16 protein-coding genes are annotated in these 19,621 nt (G+C 69.7%); 5 read left to right on the top strand and 11 right to left on the bottom strand.

Going from position 1 to position 19,621, the window contains the following annotated elements; all coding sequences use genetic code 11:
- Positions 1 to 89 precede the first annotated feature (89 nt).
- From ACTJJ4_RS08255 to ACTJJ4_RS08245, 3 genes are all read left to right on the top strand, one after another.
- The gene (locus ACTJJ4_RS08255; RefSeq protein ID WP_440942879.1) at positions 90 to 365 is read left to right on the top strand and encodes a helix-turn-helix domain-containing protein; all 276 of its coding nucleotides are present in this window, start codon (positions 90 to 92) and stop codon (positions 363 to 365) included.
- A gap of 84 nt (positions 366 to 449) precedes the next feature.
- On the top strand, positions 450 to 791 hold the full coding sequence (locus ACTJJ4_RS08250) for a hypothetical protein (RefSeq protein WP_440942878.1): 342 nt from the start codon (positions 450 to 452) through the stop codon (positions 789 to 791).
- A 211-nt stretch (positions 792 to 1,002) separates the two neighbouring features.
- Positions 1,003 to 2,430, top strand: coding sequence for a dicarboxylate/amino acid:cation symporter (locus ACTJJ4_RS08245; RefSeq protein ID WP_440942877.1), 1,428 nt, complete (start codon positions 1,003 to 1,005; stop codon positions 2,428 to 2,430).
- A gap of 201 nt (positions 2,431 to 2,631) precedes the next feature.
- Here the strand turns inward: ACTJJ4_RS08245 and ACTJJ4_RS08240 are convergent, their stop codons facing one another.
- Both ACTJJ4_RS08240 and ACTJJ4_RS08235 read right to left on the bottom strand, forming a co-directional pair.
- Positions 2,632 to 4,347 carry a cation:proton antiporter gene (locus ACTJJ4_RS08240; protein ID WP_440942876.1) on the bottom strand — a complete coding sequence of 572 codons (1,716 nt, stop codon included), beginning with the start codon at positions 4,345 to 4,347 and terminating at the stop codon, positions 2,632 to 2,634.
- Positions 4,348 to 4,437: 90 nt separating this feature from the next.
- On the bottom strand, positions 4,438 to 5,070 hold the full coding sequence (locus tag ACTJJ4_RS08235) for a phosphoribosyltransferase (RefSeq protein ID WP_440942875.1): 633 nt from the start codon (positions 5,068 to 5,070) through the stop codon (positions 4,438 to 4,440).
- 141 nt (positions 5,071 to 5,211) lie between these two features.
- Between ACTJJ4_RS08235 and ACTJJ4_RS08230 the strand changes: the two genes are divergently transcribed.
- Positions 5,212 to 6,267, top strand: a complete 1,056-nt coding sequence (locus ACTJJ4_RS08230; RefSeq protein ID WP_440943257.1) for an LLM class flavin-dependent oxidoreductase — start codon at positions 5,212 to 5,214, stop codon at positions 6,265 to 6,267.
- A gap of 125 nt (positions 6,268 to 6,392) precedes the next feature.
- Here the strand turns inward: ACTJJ4_RS08230 and ACTJJ4_RS08225 are convergent, their stop codons facing one another.
- Positions 6,393 to 7,424: a hypothetical protein gene (locus tag ACTJJ4_RS08225; protein WP_440942874.1), complete on the bottom strand. Its 1,032-nt coding sequence runs from the start codon at positions 7,422 to 7,424 to the stop codon at positions 6,393 to 6,395.
- A 145-nt stretch (positions 7,425 to 7,569) separates the two neighbouring features.
- Entirely contained in the window at positions 7,570 to 8,514 is a 945-nt protein-coding gene (pheA, locus tag ACTJJ4_RS08220) for a prephenate dehydratase (RefSeq protein WP_440942873.1), read from the bottom strand.
- A gap of 232 nt (positions 8,515 to 8,746) precedes the next feature.
- On the opposite strand from pheA, the gene pgm reads away from it, so the two are divergent.
- Positions 8,747 to 10,390: a phosphoglucomutase (alpha-D-glucose-1,6-bisphosphate-dependent) gene (pgm, locus tag ACTJJ4_RS08215; RefSeq protein ID WP_440942872.1), complete on the top strand. Its 1,644-nt coding sequence runs from the start codon at positions 8,747 to 8,749 to the stop codon at positions 10,388 to 10,390.
- A gap of 121 nt (positions 10,391 to 10,511) precedes the next feature.
- Here pgm and ACTJJ4_RS08210 read toward each other — a convergent pair whose 3' ends face one another.
- The 7 genes from ACTJJ4_RS08210 to ACTJJ4_RS08180 all read right to left on the bottom strand — a co-directional run bounded on the left by ACTJJ4_RS08210 (position 10,512) and on the right by ACTJJ4_RS08180 (position 19,537).
- A complete protein-coding gene (locus ACTJJ4_RS08210) occupies positions 10,512 to 11,300 on the bottom strand; it encodes an ABC transporter ATP-binding protein (protein ID WP_440942871.1) in 789 nt (262 codons plus the stop codon).
- A gap of 28 nt (positions 11,301 to 11,328) precedes the next feature.
- Positions 11,329 to 12,369, bottom strand: coding sequence for an ABC transporter substrate-binding protein (locus ACTJJ4_RS08205; protein ID WP_440942870.1), 1,041 nt, complete (start codon positions 12,367 to 12,369; stop codon positions 11,329 to 11,331).
- Between the two features lie 46 nt (positions 12,370 to 12,415).
- Positions 12,416 to 13,267 carry an ABC transporter permease gene (locus ACTJJ4_RS08200; RefSeq protein WP_440942869.1) on the bottom strand — a complete coding sequence of 284 codons (852 nt, stop codon included), beginning with the start codon at positions 13,265 to 13,267 and terminating at the stop codon, positions 12,416 to 12,418.
- Between the two features lie 298 nt (positions 13,268 to 13,565).
- Positions 13,566 to 14,669 (bottom strand): glycerate kinase, encoded by a 1,104-nt coding sequence (locus ACTJJ4_RS08195; protein WP_440942868.1) that lies wholly within the window; start codon positions 14,667 to 14,669, stop codon positions 13,566 to 13,568.
- Positions 14,666 to 15,703 (bottom strand): LacI family DNA-binding transcriptional regulator, encoded by a 1,038-nt coding sequence (locus ACTJJ4_RS08190; protein ID WP_440942867.1) that lies wholly within the window; start codon positions 15,701 to 15,703, stop codon positions 14,666 to 14,668. The genes ACTJJ4_RS08195 and ACTJJ4_RS08190 overlap by 4 nt, the downstream gene beginning before the upstream one ends.
- A gap of 36 nt (positions 15,704 to 15,739) precedes the next feature.
- Complete coding sequence (locus ACTJJ4_RS08185) at positions 15,740 to 18,622, bottom strand: chondroitinase-B domain-containing protein (RefSeq protein ID WP_440942866.1); 2,883 nt, start codon at positions 18,620 to 18,622, stop codon at positions 15,740 to 15,742.
- 162 nt (positions 18,623 to 18,784) lie between these two features.
- A complete protein-coding gene (locus tag ACTJJ4_RS08180; protein WP_440942865.1) occupies positions 18,785 to 19,537 on the bottom strand; it encodes a sugar phosphate isomerase/epimerase family protein in 753 nt (250 codons plus the stop codon).
- Positions 19,538 to 19,621 lie beyond the last annotated feature (84 nt).

Below are 19,621 nucleotides of genomic sequence, written 5' to 3'. Positions count from 1 at the left end.
CTCCTTGATCCGTTGACCACCCGGATCGGTACAAGTACCCGGGTTCGTTAACCCTGGCACAAGTCGCGGACATTCCAGACCCTTGAGAGATGCCCCGAGTCCCGTCCGCCGCTGCCGCCCACATCGGGGCGCGGATCCGGGAGGCACGGGAGTCCTCAGCGATGACGCAGGACCAGCTCGCGGTCGGCAGCGACATCGACTCGTCGAACATCCGCGCCTACGAGATGGGGCGCGCGCTGCCGAATCTGCTGAGCCTCGTGCGAATCGCATCGACACTGAAGACTCCGGCCGGCTACTTCCTCGAGGGAGTCACTGTCGAGATGTTCCCGACACAGACAACCGATCGACGGCGGCGGGCGGGTTGAGGGGCCAGGAGCGTGTCAGCCCGACGTCTCATGGGCACCGCTCCCCATCTATCAATCCGCTGAGAAACCCCTACGGTGGTAACCATGAACACCGACCGGAGTCCCCGCATCGCCACCCGCCTGCTGGCGGTCCTGCCCATCGCAGCCGTCGCCTTCTCGCTCGCCGCATGCTCGGCGCCCGAGCGCCCCTCCGCCAAGGAGGTCGCCGCCGGCTACCACAAGATCGTCGAGGAGGCGGGCCAGACCGAGATGTACCCCGGCGACATGATCGAGTGCCTCGCCGACGCCATGGTCAAGTCCGAGATCTCCGACCAGGACCTCGCGAACATCGCCCAGGGCAAGGACCTGCAGACCAGCAAGGACTCGCAGAAGCTGCTGGTCAAGGTCGTCTCGGAGGCAGCGCCGGACTGCGCGCCGAAGCAGTGATCTGAAGTTTCAGGAGGGCGCACAGCGCACAGGGTCGGAACCGGGGGAATGGTTCCGGCCCTTTTCCGTGTCCGCTCCAGAAGCGCGCCTTGTCATGTGACGTCACGCAGTGTCACAAGATCCCCGGAATTCCGCGGCGCACCCTAACGTTGGGCAACATGGCGCGCATGGTGCGCGCATCACCCTCCCCGCTCGACCACATGGAGCCCCCGTGACCACCACCGCCCGCGCGCCGAAGGCGCCCGACACCCGAGGCCCGGTCCGCAAGCTGCTGACCTCCTTCGGGTTCCAGATCCTCGCAGCCCTCGTCCTCGGCATCGCCGCCGGCCTGATCGGCGTCTCCCTCGGCGCCAGCGAGCAGAACCACACCATCCTGTCCGACACGCTCGACCGCATCGGCGGCTCGTACGTCACGCTGCTGAAGGCGGCCGTCGTCCCGCTGATCTTCACCGCGATCGTCGCGAGCATCTCCAACCTGCGCCGCGTGCAGAACGCCGCGCGCCTCGCCGGCCAGACGATCCTGTGGTTCGCCATCACCGCGTTCATCGCGGTGACGATCGGCATCGTGCTCGGCCTGGTCATCCAGCCCGGAAGCAAGGCCGGCGAAGGCCTGAAGACCGGCGAGCCGTACGCGGTCGGCACCTGGTGGAACTTCCTCCTCGGCCTGATCCCGCAGAACTTCCTCGGTCTCAGCGTCTCGAGCTCCCTCGACCCGACCACGAACACCGTCACCTCGGGGGTCGGTTTCAACATCCTGCAGGTCATCGTGGTCGCCGCCGCCGTCGGCATCGCCGCGCTGAAGGCGGGCAAGAAGGCCGAGCCGTTCCTGGCGTTCACCGAGTCGCTGCTCAAGGTCATCCAGCGCGTGCTGTGGTGGATCATCCGCATCGCTCCGCTCGGCACCTTCGGCCTGATCGGCTCCGCCGTCATCAAGTACGGCTGGGACAAGCTCACCGCTCTGGCCTGGTTCGCCGGCGCGATCTACATCGGCCTGGCCATCGTGCTGTTCGTCGTGTACCCGATCCTCGTGAAGACGCACGGACTGTCGATCAAGCAGTACTTCTCGGGCGTGTGGCCGGCGGTGCAGCTGGCATTCGTCAGCCGCTCCTCCATCGGCACCCTGCCGCTCACCGAGCGCGTCACCGAGCGCAACCTCGGCGTCCCCTCCGGCTACGCCTCGTTCGCCGTGCCGCTCGGCGCGACCACCAAGATGGACGGCTGCGCCGCGATCTACCCGGCCATCGCCGCGATCTTCGTCGCTCAGTTCTTCGACGTGACACTCAGCCCCATCCAGTACCTGCTGATCGTGATCGTCTCGGTCGTCGGTTCCGCGGCGACCGCGGGCACCACCGGCGCGATCGTCATGCTCACGCTGACGCTCTCGACCCTCGGCCTGCCGCTGGAGGGCGTCGGCCTGCTGCTCGCGATCGACCCGATCCTCGACATGGGCCGCACCGCGGTGAACGTCGCCGGTCAGGCGCTGGTCCCGACGATCGTCGCCAAGCGCGAGGGCATCCTCGACCTCGACCTGTACAACGCTCCGCGCAACGGTCTTCCCTTCGCCGAGGACATCGACGAGGCGGATGCCGCGGATGCGGCCGAGCCTGAGTCCGGCAAGGAGCCCGTCGCCGCTAAGTGACGACGAGCGGATGCCCGAGCGCCTCGCCCCCACAAGGGGCGGGGCGCTCTCGCATTCCGGGGTCACCGTCGGGCAGCATCCGCTCCCCGGGATGGATCAGAAACGCATGCGCCCCCGCAGGATGGATCAGAAATGCATCCCGGATGCCGATCTCAGGCGCACTTTTGATCCACGCTGCGCGGGGCGCGCCACGGCGCGGGGTCAGGCGCGCGACTGCGGGCGGGTCGCGGCGCGCGTGTCGAGCGCCAGCTCCTCGGCATCCATCGCGGTGATCAGCTCGTGCATGACCTCTTCGCTCAGGTTCCCGGCATCCCGCTCGTCCAGCAGCAGGCGGCGTCGCACCGCCAGCCATCCCTTCGCCATGGCCATGAACTGCTCATGGGTCGGGCGCGGCCTCAGGTCGATCTGCGAGGTCTCGGCATCCGACTCCACCCGGATCAGCCGCTTCGCGAACGCGTCGAACACGGCCAGCTGATCCTCGCCGTGCTTCTTCCCCCACTCGCGCCGCATGTCGCGCAGGTAAGCCTTGCCGGCCTCGCGGCTGCGCTCGCGCACGGCCGCCATTTGCCGGGCATCCTCATGCGCCTCCCGGTCGTCGACGACCTTCAGCGCGCGGATCAGCCACGGCAGCGTCAGTCCCTGCAGCAGCAGGGTGCCGACGGTCACCACGAACGCCACCACGACCAGCGCGTGCGCGGCCTGGGCATCCATCCGGGAGATGTCGGCGGCGGCGAGCGCGGTCGCCAGCGTCACGACACCGCGCATCCCCGCCCACGAGATCACCGCGTTGTCCCGCCACGACAGCTTGGTCTCGGTCAGCCGCTGCCGCAGCTGCTCCTCGGTGAGCGGGCGCCGGCCGCGCCGCTCCACGGTCACCGGCACGCCCGAGCCGCCGTTCTTCATGCGCTCCCACTTGCGCAGGCGCATGCGCGTCCACCACTGGCCCCACGCGCTGGCCGGGTACACGAACAGCGGCCGCACGACCAGCACCACCAGCAGCACCACGACCGACAGCCCGATCACGGGCCAGACCTCGCCGTCGTTGAGATCCGCGACCACCCGAGGGAGCTGCAGGCCGATGTAGGCGAACACGAACGACTCCAGCAGGAAGTCGGCGCTCAGCCACAGCGGCGCCTCCTGCTGCCGAGTCGTGTAGCTCGTCCGAGGAGCGTTGAAGCCCACGTAGAGCCCCATCGCCACCACCGCGATCACGCCGGAGCCGCCGAGCTGCTCGGCGATCGCATAGGCGCCGAACGGTGCGAGCAGTCCGACCGTGCCGTTGATGACCGCGTCGTCGCTGCGCATGCGCAACTGGTGCATGAACAGCCCGAACACCAGTCCGATGAGCACACCGACGATCACGGCCAGCAGGAACTGCCAGATCGTCGCCCAGAAGTTGAAGGCCGCCGGTCCCGCGACGACTGCTGCGGCGAACACGCGATACAGCGTCAGCGAGGTGGCGTCGTTGATCAGGCTCTCACCCGAGAGCACCGTCATCACCCGACGCGGCAGACCGAGCTTCCGGCCGATGGCGGCGGCGGACACGGCATCCGGCGGGGCGACGATCGCCCCGAGCAGCAGGGCGCCGAACGGGCCGAGCTCGGGCAGCAGCCACCACGCGACCAGGCCCACGACGACGGTCGTCACGACCACCAGCCCGATCCCGAGTCTGCGGATCTGCGGCATGGCACGAGCGAAGCTGATGAACGACACGTCGAGCGCCGCCGAGTACAGCAGCGGCGGCAGCACGAGGTTCAGCAGCACATGGCCGTCGATCGAGGGGTTCGGCACGAAGGGCAGGAACGCCGCGGCGAGCGCGACCACCGTGACGAGCAGCGGCGCAGGCCAGCCCCGCCAGCGTGCGATGGCCGCCACCGCGACCGCACCGACGATGACGAAGAAGATGCTCGCGTCCATGGGGGCAAGGCTAACCCTGACCTCCGCGCTCATCCCGGCGCCGGACCGCGCTTCGCCGAGAGCGCCGGATCTCGTCGACGGATGCCGTGCTCACCGCGCGGCGGCGAGCAGCCGGACCACCTCGTCCTCCGAGGTCTGCCGGAAGTCGGTGTAGTACATCCCGACCGCCATGAAGTCGCGCGGAGCGCAGAGACAGACCACCTCATCGGCATCGGTGAGCTGGCTGAGGGCATCCGGCGCCGCCACCGGGACGGCGACCACCACATGCGACGCACCGCGGGCGCGGGCGATCGCGCACGCCGTCCGCATGGTCGCCCCGGTCGCGATCCCGTCGTCCACGATGATCGCGACGCGGCCCTCGATCGGCTCGGCGGGGCGCCCCTCGCGCAGCATCCGCGATCTGCGCTCCACCTCCGCGCGCTCGCGCTGCTCGGCCGCGGCGAGCGCCGCGTCGTCGGCGCCGGTGATGCTGATGACGCCGGCGTTGCGCACGACGGCGCCATCCTCGCCGACGGCGCCCATCGCGACCTCCGGATGCCCGGGCGCCCCGACCTTGCGCACGATCAGCACGTCCAGCGGAGCGGCGAGCGCGCGAGCCACCTCAGCGGCCACGGGCACGCCGCCGCGCGGCAGACCGAGCACGACGCAGTCCTCGTGGGCGCGATGGGTCAGCTCGCGGGCGAGTTCCCGGCCCGCGTCGGCTCTGTCCTCGAAGTTCCACATGGCGTCACCTCATCCCGGATTACGCCGGGCGGATGCGGTGCGTCAAGCCCCTGGCGCACGGGCGTCCCACGCGATCAGCGGTCAGCGTGCGTGCGACCCGGGCGTGGAATGCCGCGGCATCCGCTTCGGTTGCCCCTGATGATGACTTCTGCAGCGCTCTCCGTCCTCGATCTCGTTCCCGTCCGCTCCGGTGCCGACGGCTCCACCCAGACCAGCGCGCAGGCGGTGGCCGCGTCGATGGCGCTCGCCCAGCGCGCCGATGAGCTCGGCTACCGGCGCTACTGGTTCGCGGAGCACCACAACATGCCGTCCGTGGCATCCACCACTCCCCCGGTGCTGATCGCGGCCGCGGCGTCTCGGACGACCCGGATCCGGGTCGGCTCCGGCGGCGTCATGCTGCCCAACCACGCGCCGCTGGTCGTCGCCGAGCAGTTCGCCGCGCTCGAGGCCATCGCGCCCGGACGCATCGACCTGGGCATCGGGCGCGCCCCGGGGAGCGACCCAGTGATCACGCAGCTGCTGCGCCAGTCCGGCACCTCGGGCGACGTGGAGCGCTTCCCCTCGCACGTGCAGGACATCGCGCTGATGCTGCGTCACGAGGGCGCGACCGTGCGGTTCACCAGCGGCGGCGAGTACACCGTGCGGTCGACGCCGATGGCATCCGATGCCCCCGAGATCTGGCTGCTCGGGTCGAGCGACTACTCGGCCCAGCTCGCCGCATCCCTCGGCCTGCCGTACGTGTTCGCGAACCACTTCTCCGGGCAGGGACTGCAGCGCGCCCTCGACCTGTACCGCTCGGCGTTCCAGCCGTCCTCCGTGCTCGAGACGCCGCGAACCTTCCTGACGGCGAACGTCGTCGCCGCCCCGTCCGCCGACGAGGCGGCGGCTCGCGCCCTGCCGCAGCTGCGCATGATGACGCGGCTGCGCCGCAACCAGCCGCTCACCCCGCTGGAGACGGTCGAGCAGGCGCAGCGCGGCCTGGCAGAGGCGGATGCCGGCGAGCAGACGCTCATCGACGGCATCCGCGCCAACTGGTTCATCGGCGCGGGTCCCGAGGTGCGGGAGGCGCTGGACGCCTTCGCCGCGCAGTACGGCGTCGACGAGATCATGATCTCCCCCGTGGCCGGATCTTTCGAGGCCGAGCCGCTCGACGCGACGCCCGGCCGCGTGCAGACCCTGGAGCTGCTCGCGCGCTGAGCGCCTCCGGACGCTCCTTCGAGCTCAGCGCGGATCAATAGTGCATCGCAGATCAGCAGTAGCGCGGCACTATTGATCCAGTCTGTTCGGGCGGATGCATTTCTGATCCACGCTGCGCACGAAGGTCATGCCGCACGCGATGCAATCGCTCGGCGGAGCCGGCCCAGGAACTCCAACGGAAGCCTCAGATCGGCTTGCGTGATGCGGATGACGATCCAACCGCGGTCCTCGAGCTCCCGCTGTCGCTGGATGTCGCGGCGCCACTGGTCCTTGTCCACTCGGTGCCCGTCACCCTCGTACTCGATCGCGATCTTCCACTGCGGATAGGCGAGGTCCACCCGCGCGACGAGCCGCGAGCCGTCGAACTCCTCGTGCTGCACGACGGGTTCGGGCAGCCCTGCGGAGATGATCGCGAGCCTGGTCTCAGTCTCTTTGGGCGATTCCACCTTCTCGCGAGCCAGCCCGAGTGCTTCGCGGATCGTCGCGCTTCCTTTGAACCGCCCCCATGCAGCCAGCCTGCTCGCAACGTCGTCACGGGTGTAGCGGGGTCTGTCCTCGATCAGGCCGGGATAGTTGTCGGCGCCAGTCAGCAGCGCATCCAGCAGTGTGACGGCGTCGGCCAGCGTCAAGTCCGCTGCGCAGCTGAAGACCGCGGAGACCGGATCGACAACGGGCACCCTCCCCACCTTCCAGTTCTCTGCGCGCGACGAGGCGAGGCGACGTCCGGCGACGCCTCGCGTACGCGGCGGACTCTGCTCATGCGGCACGGCGATCTCGAGGTCCTCCGAGAGGAGCCAGCCCGTCGGGTACGGCATCCCCCACCAACGCACGGCGCTGCGACCTACGAGCCGCTGGCCGGGCCGCATCCGCGGGGCGAAGCTGCGCACACGGGCGTGGAACGTCTCGGGCGTCGTCAGCGCCCGCGTTCCATGGAACGGCCGCGCCAGATCGCGGGCATCCGCTCGTCCACGGCCGATACCCGCGTCGGCCGCTTCTCTCACGCTGAAGTGAAGGCCGAGCCGGTCGGGCAGTCGAATCCTGTGTCGCATCCGCCCATGCTCGTGGAAGGCCGGAGGCGAGTGGATGCCGAATCTCAGTACGTGTGGATAAGTCTCAAGGGCTATCCGATGTGCAGGAGCGCTCTTCTTGCTCAGCACGGATCAGAACTGCATCCGATCGACCGGCCCGGCTCAGAAGTGCCTCGCAGAACCCCTCCGCCCGTGCACTATTGATCCATGCCGAGGCGGCCTGGATCCAGCAGGTGCGTTAATGATCGATCCCGCGAAACCGAGCGCTGAGCGCCTACGCCTCGTCGGGCTCGCCGGCGATCAGGCCGCGCAGCCAGTCGCGCGCCTCGACGAACACCTCGTCGGCGTAGCGGTCGGGGTACTGCACGATGCGGCGATCGGCCCGCGGGTAGGAGCCGAGGAACACCACGCGGGGGCTGAACCGGCGGATGCCGAGCAGCGCATCGGCCATGCGCTCGTCGTGGATGTGCCCGTCGGCGTCGAGCACGAAGCGGTACCGCCCCAGCTCGTCGCCGATCGGCCGCGACTCGATCAGCGACAGGTTGATGCCGCGGGTGGAGAACTGCTCCAGCATCTCCAGCAGGGCGCCCGGGCGGTCATCCGGCAGCTCGACGATCAGCGAGGTCTTGTCGGCACCTGTCGGCGCACCCGCGGCGGTCGTGCGCGAGACGAGCACGAAGCGGGTCACGGCGTTGTCGTTGTCGCCGATCTGCTCGGCCAGCACCTCGACGTCCTGGTGCTGCACGATCCCGGGCGCGGCGATCGCGGCCTGCGCCGGCAGCGTCCCGTCGAGGATGCCCAGGGCGGATGCCACATTGCTCGCCGCCGGAACATGGGCGTGCCTGGGGAGGTGCGCTCCGAGCCAGCCGTGGCACTGCGCGTAGGCGACGGGGTGCGCCGCGATGACCTGCACGTCCTCGAGCTTCGTCCCGGGTGCGCCCACCAGCACGAAGTTCACCTTGACGAGGTACTCGCCGATGATCCGCAGGCCCGGGTTCGTCGCCAGGGCGTCCAGCGTCGTCGAGACGCCGCCCTCGATCGAGTTCTCGATCGCGATCATCGCGGCATCCGACACCCCCGACAGCACGTCGGCGAGTGCCTCGCCGACGTTGTGCACGGGCTTCCACTCGTGGCCGCGCGCCTCGGGCACCTGGTCCAGCGCCGCCTCGGTGAAGGTTCCAGCAGGGCCCAGGTAGCTGTACGTGCGGCGTTCGGTCACCCGGCAAGCCTAGTCCCGGGCATCCGCCGGGTTACGGCGGGCGATCCTCACGGGCTGCGCGTGCGCTTCGCGCGGAGATGTACGCCTGCCGCGGACGGAATCCGGCATCCGATCCGCGCGAAGCGCACATTCCCGCGTGAACCGTACGGCACAGGCGGCCCTGATGTCCGCCCGCTTGCATCCGGCCGACTCGGAAGATGCGCAACGGCCACCTGCGGGGCAGACTATGCACATGACGAGCCGTGCAGGCCTCCCCGCGGAGGAAAAGGACCTCATCGATGTCGACGAGCTGATCGCCGCGTACTACGACCGGCATCCGGATCCGAAGGTCGCGACGCAGCGCGTCGTCTTCGGAACCAGCGGCCATCGCGGCTCGGCGCTGTCGTCCAGTTTCAACGAGGACCACATCCTCGCGACCACGCAGGCGATCGTCGACTACCGCAACGGGCAGGGCATCACCGGCCCTCTGTTCCTCGGCCGCGACACCCACGCGCTGTCGCTGCCCGCCGAGCGCAGCGCCATCGAGGTGCTGATCGCGAACGGCGTGGACGTGCGGGTCGACTCGCGGGATGCCTGGGTGCCGACGCCCGCGCTCAGCCACGCGATCCTCACCTACAACCGCGGCCGTGCGGCGGACGACGCCGGACGCGCGGACGGCATCGTCGTCACCCCGTCGCACAACCCTCCCCGCGACGGCGGCTTCAAGTACAACCCGCCGCACGGCGGCCCGGCCGACACGGATGCCACGGGCTGGATCGCCCAGCGCGCCAACGAGCTGATCGAGGCGAAGCTCGAGGGCGTCAAGCGGGAGAGCTTCGCCGACATCGACTGGGATGCCATCACCGGATACGACTTCCGCGACGCGTACGTGCGCGATCTGCCGAACATCATCGACATCGACGCGATCAAGCGCGCGGGCGTGCGCATCGGCGCAGACCCGCTGGGCGGTGCGTCGGTGGAGTACTGGCAGCTCATCAAGGACATGCACGGGCTCGACCTGACGGTCGTGAACCCCGAGGTCGACCCGACCTGGCGCTTCATGACGCTGGACTGGGACGAGAAGATCCGGATGGATCCGTCGTCGCCGTCGGCCATGGCATCCCTGGTCGCCAAGAAGGGCGACTTCGACGTGCTCACCGGCAACGACGCCGACGCCGACCGGCACGGCATCGTCACCCCGGATGCCGGGCTGATGAACCCCAACCACTACCTCGCCGTCGCGATCGACTACCTGTTCTCGCACCGCGCCTCGTGGCCGCGCGACGCCGCGATCGGCAAGACCCTGGTGTCGTCGATGATCATCGACCGGGTCGCCGAGTCGCTGGGCCGCCGTCTGCTGGAGGTGCCGGTCGGCTTCAAGTGGTTCGTGCCCGGCCTGCTCGACGGATCCGTCGCGTTCGGCGGCGAGGAGTCCGCCGGGGCGTCGTTCCTGCGCCACGACGGAAGTGTGTGGTCGACCGACAAGGACGGCATCCTGCTGTGCCTGCTGGCCGCGGAGATCATCGCGGTCACCGGCAAGTCGCCCTCCGAGCGGTATGCAGAGCTCGAGGTCGCCTTCGGGGCATCCGCCTATCAGCGCGTGGACGCGCCGTCGACGCCGGAGCAGAAGGCGACGCTCGGCAAGCTGGCTCCGGATGCCGTGACCGCCACCGACCTCGCCGGTGAGGAGATCACCGCGAAGCTCTCGCACGCCCCAGGGAACGGCGCGGCGATCGGCGGTCTGAAGGTGCAGACCGAGCACGCCTGGTTCGCCGCGCGCCCTTCGGGCACGGAGGACGTCTACAAGCTGTATGCCGAGAGCCTGCTCGGGCCCGAGCACCTCGCGAAGGTGCAGGAGGAGGCCCGCGCGGTGGTCAGCGCCGCGCTCGGGGGCTGAGCGGGACGCGAGTGCCGCCCGCGTCGCGAGCACGGCGACACCGGCACGACCCGAGAACGGATGCACGGCCAGATCGCGGCTTCGATCGTGCATCCGTTCCCGGGTCGTGCATCCGTGCCTGTCAGTCCCCGCCCGGCGAGCCCAGCAGCTCGCGGACGCGGCTGGAGATGCGGGTGAACTCGGGCGTCTCGAGCGTCTGCGCGTACCCGCGCTCGGCGGGCAGGTCCACGCGGTGCTCCTCGAGGATGCGGCCGGGGCGAGGGCTCATCACGACCACCCGGCTGGCGAGGTAGACCGCCTCGGCCACCGAATGGGTGACCAGCAGCACGGTGGTGCCGGTCTGCGCCCAGATGCGGTTGAGCTCGACGTTCATCTTCTCGCGCGTCAGCGCGTCCAGCGCGCCGAAGGGCTCGTCCATCAGCAGCACCCGCGGCTCGTGCAGCAGGGCACGGCACAGCGACACGCGCTGCTGCATGCCGCCGGAGAGCTCGTGCGGGAGCGCCTTCTCGAACCCGGTCAGACCGGTCATCTCGATCAGCTCGTCGGCCCGGGCCTGCGCCTTCTTCGAGTCCATGCCGCGCATCTCCGCCTGCAGCAGGATGTTGCCGCGCACGCTGCGCCACTCGAGCAGAGCCGCGCGCTGGAACACGTAGCCGATGTCCTGCCGAGGGCCCGTCACGTCCTCGCCGTTGAGCCTGACCCTGCCGGAGCTCGGCAGGGTCAGGCCGGCGACGGCCTTCAGCAGCGTCGACTTGCCGCAGCCCGAGGGCCCGGCGATGGTGATGAACTCCCCCGCCTGCACGTCCAGGTCGACGCCCTCCAGCGCCGACACCCGTCCGCGCTTGGAGGCGAAGGTGATCGAGACGTCGGTGATCTCCAGCGCCGCGCTCGTCTGCGTCATGTCGGTCATCTCCTGATCCGGGTACGGGGTGCCGCGGTCACTTGCCGGGGGCGAAGGACGCGTCGAAGTAGGTCTTCACGTCACCGTCGCCCGAGATCAGGCCGGCCTTCGACAGCACGTCGAGCGTGGCCTGCCAGTCCTCGGTGGCGTTGGTTCCGGGTGCCTTGCCCTCGGTCGCCTTGGTGCTGAGCAGCTTGATGGTCTCGTTCCACTGGTCCAGCAGCACGTCCTTTGCGGGCATCTGCGGGTCCTTGCCCGCCATCGACGCGACGGCCGCCTCGGGGTCCTTCTGCGCGGCGGCGAACGCCTCGGAGGTGGCCGCCACCATCTCCTTGACCAGCTCGGGCTTGTCCTTGATGGTGTCGTCGGGCGCGATCAGGCCGTTGCTGTAGAAGTTCAGGCCGGCGTCGGAGTAGCGCAGGTAGGTCATCTTCTTGCCGCTCTTCGCCGCGATCGTGGGTCCCTGATCGTGCGCGAAGCCGATCAGCCCGTCGACCTGGCCGGAGAGCACGGCCGCGATCTTGCCTGCGGGGTCGAGGTTCTGCTGCTTGACGTCGGACTCCTTCAGCCCGACCGCCTCGAGGTACAGCGGGAACGTCGTGGTCGGAGCGTCGCCCGCCGAGACCGCGATCGTCTTGCCCTCGAGGTCCTCGGGCTTCTCGATGCCGGAGTCGGCGAACACCTGCACGGCCGACGGCGTGGTCTGCAGGAAGACGCCGACGCTCTTGATCGCCACGCCCTTGTCGATGTTGGCGAGCACGGCGGGCGTGTCGGCCCAGCCGAAGTCGACCTGCTTCTGGCCGACGGCCTGCGCGGTCTTGGTGGATCCCTGACCGGCCTTGATGGTCAGGTTGATCCCGTGCTCCTTGAAGATGCCCTTCTCGACGCCGTAGTAGAACGGCGCGTGCTCACCGTACGGGTACCAGTTGAGCATCAGGGTGACGTCGGTGAGCTGCTTGTCGCCCTTCGCCGGGGTGCCGCCGTCGCCCGCCGGCGCGGAGGCGCCGCAGCCGACCAGGGCGAGCGCGGATGCCGTGATGACGGCGAGGGTGCTGAGGATGGATGCTGACTTCTTCATCAGTGCTCCTTGTGTGTGATGGTGCAGGGTGCGGATGCTGGGGGGCTCAGAGGCGGACGGTCGCGGCGCCGACGTCGCGCTTGGACGCGTGCCACGGGATGAGGAACTTCTCGGCGATCTGGATGATCGCGAACAGCAGCACGCCCATCAGCGACATGATGATGAGCGCGGCGAACAGCATCGCCGTGTCGAGGTTGCCGTTGGCCTGCAGGATGACGTAGCCGAGGCCCTCGTTCGCCCCGACGAACTCGCCCACGACGGCACCGGTCACGGCGAGGGTGGCAGCCACCTTCAGACCGGAGAGCAGCTCCGGCAGTGCCGCTGGCAGCCGCACCTTGGTGAAGGTGCGCCAGCGACCGGCGCCCATCGTGGACGTCAGCTGCAGGATCTCGGGGTCGACGGAGCGCAGGCCGGCGAGGCCCGAGATCACGACGGGGAAGAACGCCATCAGCACGGCGACCAGGATCTTCGGCTCCATGCCGAATCCGAGCCAGACGATGAACAGCGGCGCGATGGCGATCTTGGGGATGACCTGCGCGAACAGGATCACGGGGTAGAGCGTCTGCTCGAGGCCCCGCGAGTAGACCATGATCACGGCGACGAACAGGCCGACGATCACCGCGATGACGAATCCGACCAGCGTCTCGTAGGTGGTCACCCAGGTGTGCTGCGCGAGGTAGGCGGCGTTGTTCGCGAAGGCCGCCCAGGTGTCGCCGGGCGACGGGATGATGAACGGCTTGACCCACTTCATGGCGGTGACGAGCCACCAGATGAGCAGCACGGCGACGACGAACACGACCGGATGCCAGCTGCGCTGCCACCAGCGGACGAAGGCGTTCGGCTCGCCCGGCGCCTGAGCGAGCGCGAGCGACATGGTGGCGTTCTGCGTTGAAGTCATGGGGTCCTCGACGTCGTCGTCAATGATGAGATCGATTTCGGGAAAGCGCATTCCGAACCGTTGCTGCGAGTCTATGTCGCGCATCGGGGAGTGTCAATCCGGCCGGATGCTGGGCCGCGCACCGCGCACACGGGCGGGCGCGGACCTGCACACAGACACGACATGGCACAGTTGCACGACGCGGGAACGATTGCACGGGCAGATCGCCGAATCGGTCGTGCAGGCGTTCCCCGGCCGTGCATCCGTACCCGCTCGCGTCCGGTCCGCAGGCGCGGCCAGGGCGGGTCAGGCGTGGGGATCAGGCCAGGCGGCGGGCCAGTTCCGCGCCGGCCTCGCGCAGCCAGCGGGCGGGCTCAGCCAGAGCGGATGCCGATGATCCGGCGAGCTCGGTGAGCGAGATCGAGCCGGCGAACAGGCCGGTGTCGGCGTCATCCGTGATGCGCCCCGCCACCACGGCGGCGCGGACGCCGGCATCCGAGGCCACCGAGGCCACGAACGACGGCACCTTGCCGTCGCCGGACTGCCCGTCGTACGAGCCCTCCCCCGTGACGACCAGATCGGCGCCCGCGAGAGCGTCCGCGAGGCCGATCAGACGGGCGACCTCCCCGGCACCGGGCAGCAGTCGCGCGCCCCAGGCGACGAGCGCGCCGCCCACGCCGCCGGCGGCACCGGCCCCTGGCGTCGAAGGATCGAGGTCGAGCAGCTGTGCGAGCGCGGCGAGGCCGGCATCCGCGACGGCGCGATCCACCGCATCCGTGAGCCCCTTCTGCGGGCCGAACACCTCGGCGGCGCCGCGCGGTCCGGTGAGCGGATTGGTCACATCGCTGAGCACGAGCGTCTCGGGTGCGGGACGCAGCGCGGTCAGATCCGCCCGAACGATCGAGGCGAGACCGCGGGCGCCACGAGCTGCGTCGGCACCGTCAGCAGCGAGGAACCGCGCGCCCAGAGCGCGCAGCATGCCCGTGCCGCCGTCGGTGGATGCACTCGAGCCGATCCCGAGGACCAGGCGCGAGACACCGTGGTCGAGAGCCGCAGCGATCGCCTGCCCGAACCCGGTCGAGTCCGCATCCCACGGGCGCAGCTCGCCGAGCAGCTCGATCCCCGAGGTGGATGCGAGGTCGATCACGGCCGTGCCGCCCGGGGCATCCGCGGATGCCGGGAGCAGCAGCCACGACGTCTCCACCGGCGCACCGGCCGGGCCGTCGACGGTGAGGGGCATCCGCTCCGCGCCGGGCACTGCGGCCGCGAAGGCCGCCACCGTGCCCTCTCCCCCGTCGGCCATGGGCCGCAGCACGAGCTCCGCATCCGGAGCGACCTGCACCCAGCCCTGGGCGAGTGCCTGAGCGGCGTCCGCCGCCGTGATGGTCCCCTTGAAGCTGTCCGGCGCGAAGACGACCCTCATCGAGCGATCCCGGGCGTGCTGTCGCGCACGAGCACCTCGATCTCCATCGGCGGCTGCTCCCACTCGTCGGCCACGGTCGCGCGGAACGCCTGATAACCGAGCTCGCTGAGCGGCACGCGCACGGTGGTGAGCTGCGGGGTCACGTCGCGGCTGACCGGCACGTCGTCGAATCCGCATACCGCGATGTCCTCGCCGACCGTGCGGCCCGCGTCCCGGATCGCGGTCATCGCCCCGATCGCCACCACATCGCTGAGCGCGAAGATCAGCGTGCCCGGCTCCACGCCGGCGGCGAGCGCCTCGGTCATCGAGGCCGTGCCCGACTCCCGCTCGAAGGTGCCGCGGTGCACGCGGACGACCTCGCCACCTCCGGCCGTGAAGCCGGCCGTGAAGCCCGCCAGCCTGTCGTCCGAGGTGCTCACGCCCTCGGAGGCTCCGATCCCGATCGCGCGCCGGTATCCGAGCGCCGCCATCGAGCGGCCGAGCTCCTCGGATCCCTCCCGGTTCGGGATGCGGATGCTGCGATCGCCGCCCGCACCGAAGGTGACGGTGCGGCCGCCGAGCGACGCGAACTCCGCCAGCTCGTCGACGGCGGCGGCGTCCCGCTCGCCGGATCGGGATGCCGCGAGGATCACGCCACGGGGACGCTGGCCGCGCAGCGCGTGCAGGATGCGCGCCTCGCGCTGCGGCTCGCGCTCGGTGATCGCGATCGTCACGATCAGCCCCTGCTCGTCGGCACCACGGGCGACGCCGGAGGCGATCAGTCCGAAGTACGGGTCGGCAATGTCGGCCACCAGCAGCGCGATCACGGGAGAGGTGCCGCGCGCGATCGTCTGAGCGGAGACGTTCGCGGTGTAGCCGAGTTCGGCGGCGGCCTGCTCGACGCGTTCGCGGAACGATTCGGCGACCTTTCGCTCGGAGCCGTTCAGCACCCGGGAGGCCGTCGCGAGGGAGACGCCGGCCGCCGCGGCCACGTCGTGCAGCGTCGGCGCGGAGCGCGCCGCCCTGCTCCGGGAAGTGTTTTCCTGGATGGTCATGCCCTGAGCCTACTGCGCTCCCGGGCGCGCTGGCCGTCACGGGGCCTTCGGCCCCACGTCGGCCGTGGTGAGCGGTGCACGGGTCGCCGGTGCGGTGGTGACCTCATGCGCTCCTACGTCGTACGCCCCGGTGCGGGCGCGTCCGTCGATGTCGTCGGTCACCCAGTTCGCGTGGTTCGTCTGGGAGGCGGCGTCGACGGCGGGGCTGGATGCCCCGATCCGCCAGGTGCCTGCGGCATCCTTCGCGAGCTGCGGGTTCACCCTGATGAAGCCGACCTTCGGGATGTTGCCGTTGGCCGCCGCGCCCCACAGGATGTTGCCGCGCCAGTAGAAGTCCTGCATGAGCGGGACGTCGGCGAGCGTGCCGCTGTCGCTCTGGATGATGTTGTCGACGATGGTGACGTTGAGCGGCGGGACCGTGCGGTTCGTCTCACCGCTGATGCCGTCGGTGCCGCCCACGACGGTGTTCAGTGCGATGCGGATGCGGTCGGGGGCGTCGTTCTGCTTGCGCGAGTCCGAGGGCTCGCCCTCGTAGTGGTCCCGCAGCGTGCCCGACCCGACGACGATGGCGCTCTTGCTGAGCCCGGCGAGATAGTTGTCGATGATCTCGTGGTCGTTGCCGTAGATGCGGATGCCGTTGGCGCCGTCCATGATGCGGTTGCCGACGACGGTGTTGTCGTTGCCGTGGCGCAGCACGATGCCGCCGAAGCTGTTGCGGATCGTGTTGTAGCGCACCGTGTTGCCGCTGGACTTGATCGAGATCGTCTCCGGATCGCCGTTGGCGTTCTCGAACAGGTTGTACTCGACGACGGCTCCCGCGACGCTCAGCGCGCGCGGGCTGACTCCCAGACGGATGCACTCGCCGCCGTTCTTGCCGCTGAAGCTCTGGTCGGAGAAGTAGTTGTGGTGCACCCGCACGCCGGTGGCCATGTCGGTGGTGCCCGCGCCCTCGATGCCGAGATAGACGCCGATGGTGCTCTTGCCGTGGAACCAGCTGTACTCCACGACGGAGTCGTCGGCGCGGATGATCAGGTTGTGCTCCGCGCTCTGCGCGAAGACGAACTCGTCCCGGCTGAACGTGATGCGCCTGCTGTCGGCCGGCACGTCCAGGGTGGTCGACTGCGTGAACCGGAACCCCTGGACGACGACGTCGTGCGCGCCCGAGAACGTGAAGCTCTTCGAGCCGCTGAGGGTCACGCCGCCGACGGTCTCGGCCTTGATCGTCACGGGCGCCCCCGCGGTCCCTCCTCCGGAGACGTCGATGCTTCCGGAGACGCTGTAGGAGCCGTTCTTCAGCACGATGGTGTCGCCGGCATCCGCATCGTCGATCGCCGACTGCAGCGCGGAGATCGAGCTGACGACGGTCGCGGTGCTGCCGGGCTCACCGGGGGTCGTCCCCGACGGCGTGACGGCGATGTTCGTGAGACCGGTGACGGCGTGCGCGACCGTGTTCGTGTCCATCACGACATTGGGGGCGTCCGCGCACTTGGACGTGGAGGTGACGTTGACGGCGTACTGCCCGACGCCGCCGAGGTCGGAGCTGTTGCCGCGCCAGATGTTGCCGCAGCCGGATCCGGTGAGCGGGTTGTGGGTCTCGTAGCCGTTCGCGAAGACACCCGGCGAGGCGAACGTGCCGGTGTTGCCCTCGAACAGGTAGCCGTTGCCCTTCACGTCCACCCAGGAGTCGGCGGAGTTCTCGCCGGACAGCCCGGTGCCGTTGAAGGCGTTGCCGCGCACGATCCCGTCTCGCGTTCCCTCCTTGACGTCGATCAGCTCAGCCGCGACGCCGGGACCGATCCTGTTGTCGAGCACCTGGATGCGGTCGGAGCGGTCGAAGCCGCTCGCGTCGGCGTAGCAGTCGTAGTTGGAGTTCGCCGAGCCGAGGTAGACCGCCTCGCCGTAACCCGGCTTCACGAGTCCGGTGCGCACGATCTCGGAGTTGCGCAGCACTCCGTCGGCGGACGAGCGGCGGAAGTGCACGCCCTCCTCGGCGATGTCGCGCACCAGCACTCCGTCGATGGTGACGTGGGTGGCGCCGTCGAGCACGATGCCCTTCTTCGAGTCGGCGACCGTGAGCCCGGTGACGTTCCAGTAGGAGGCCCCGAACAGCCACAGCCCGTATCCGGAGTTCCAGTCGGCGGATGGCGCCGGGCAGCCCGACAGGGTTCCGGAGGAGGCCTCGTTGATGATCACGGCGTCACGCGGACCGGTGAGGGTGATCGGCGCGGATGCCGTGCCCGCGGTCTCGGCGACGAAGCTGCCGCGGTACGTGCCCGCCGCCAGCTTGATGGTCTGTCCCGGCTTCACCGCCGCGAGGGCGCTGGTCAGCTGGGCGGCGGTGGAGACGCCGATGACGTCACCGGTCGAGGGGTCGGTGCCTCCGGTGCCGGCGGTGCCGTACACCTTCAGGTCGTAGAGGGAGTAGCCATAGCTCGTGCCGCGGGCGGTGCCGTAGACACGCAGGTAGCGGCCGGTGCCGGTCAGGTTCGTGAACTCGTCGGTGCCTCCGTCGCCCGCCGATTCCGTGGCGAGGGTCGACCAGGCGGTTCCGTCCGGAGAGATCTCGACGCGATACTTGGTCGCATAGGCGGCCTCCCACTTCAGCACCACCTTCGACACCGTCGCACCCGCTCCCAGATCGACGCGGATCCACTGCGGATCCACACCCTCCTCACTCGCCCAGCGCGACGTCGTGACATCCGCATCGACCGCCTTCGCCCCCTCGAAGCCCGCCCCCTCCGTCGACGACGTCGCCGTCGGCCGACCCTGCGAGATCAGCGTCACCGCCCCCGGGTCCCCGCTCGTATCATCCGCCTGAGCGGCCCCGGACTGCACTGTCAGGCCCAGCGGGATGACGAGCGCGGCTGCCGTCAGCGCCGTCAGCGCCCTGCGGCGGAGGGAGAGGTGGGCATAGGACATCGTCGTCTCCTGCACGTTCGAAGCGGTTCACGACCAGCCTGATCGACTGTTCGTAAAACTTCTTACCATGGGAGATCGGGGCAGCACCAGACTTTTTGGCAAACGCTTGCCAGATTCGATGACGCAACCGTCCACGCACGGCCCGCGCTGCGACGTCGCACGTCAGGTGCGGGCGAGCCAGCCCCGCAGCGTCGTGGCTTCGGGCGCGAGCAGAGCCGGATCGTCACCGGGGACGAACTCGAGCAGGGCGTCGCGAGGCGGAACGGGCAGAGCGGATGCCGCAGCGCACAGCGCCTGCCACATCCCCTGCCGCTCATGCAGGCGCAGGCGCTCGTTGAACGGCCACCAGGAGAACACGTGCACGGCGCTCGTGTGCGCGGCGACCGCGTCGAACTCGGCGAGGGCCGTCGCGTCCGGGGCGTCGACCGAGGGCTGCCAGTACGTGGACAGGGCCGGCACGTCGGCGAGCAGGCGCAGCACGGCATCCGGATCGTCGGCGATCGTGCCGCGGTGATACTCCAGCGCGAGGCCGATCCCCCGCTCGGACGCCTCGGCCGCAGCATCCCTCAGCCGTGCGACGATCTGCGCGTACTGCGCGGGCGAAGCATCCGCGGAGTCCACGTGCCCCGCCCAGATCCGCACGCGATCAGCGCCGAGCGCCTCGGCACTGTCGAGGATCGGGGTGAGCGCCTCGTCGGCGCCGGCACGGAAGTACGAGCCGTACGAGCAGACCGCGAGACCGCCGTCCGTCGTCGCCCGGGCGACCTGCGCTGCGCGTTCGACGTCGCCGGGCGGCACGTGCACATCGCCGCCCCACTCGATCACCTCGAGCTGCGCCTCCGCGGCGAGCGCCACGATCTCCTCCGGCGCGAGCTGCCGGAACGTCACCGAGCAGAGCCCTGGTCGCATGGTCATCCCTTCATCTTCGCCCAGTCGTCCTTCGTCCCGCTGCGCTCGCTCGGGAACCGGCTCCAGAGCGAGGAGCGGAGCGATGAGACG

The organism is Microbacterium sp. 22195, from assembly GCF_052056515.1.
Lineage (GTDB): Bacteria > Actinomycetota > Actinomycetes > Actinomycetales > Microbacteriaceae > Microbacterium.
Note: the sequence above shows the minus strand (reverse complement) of the source record. Positions and strands in the feature narration are given on the sequence as shown.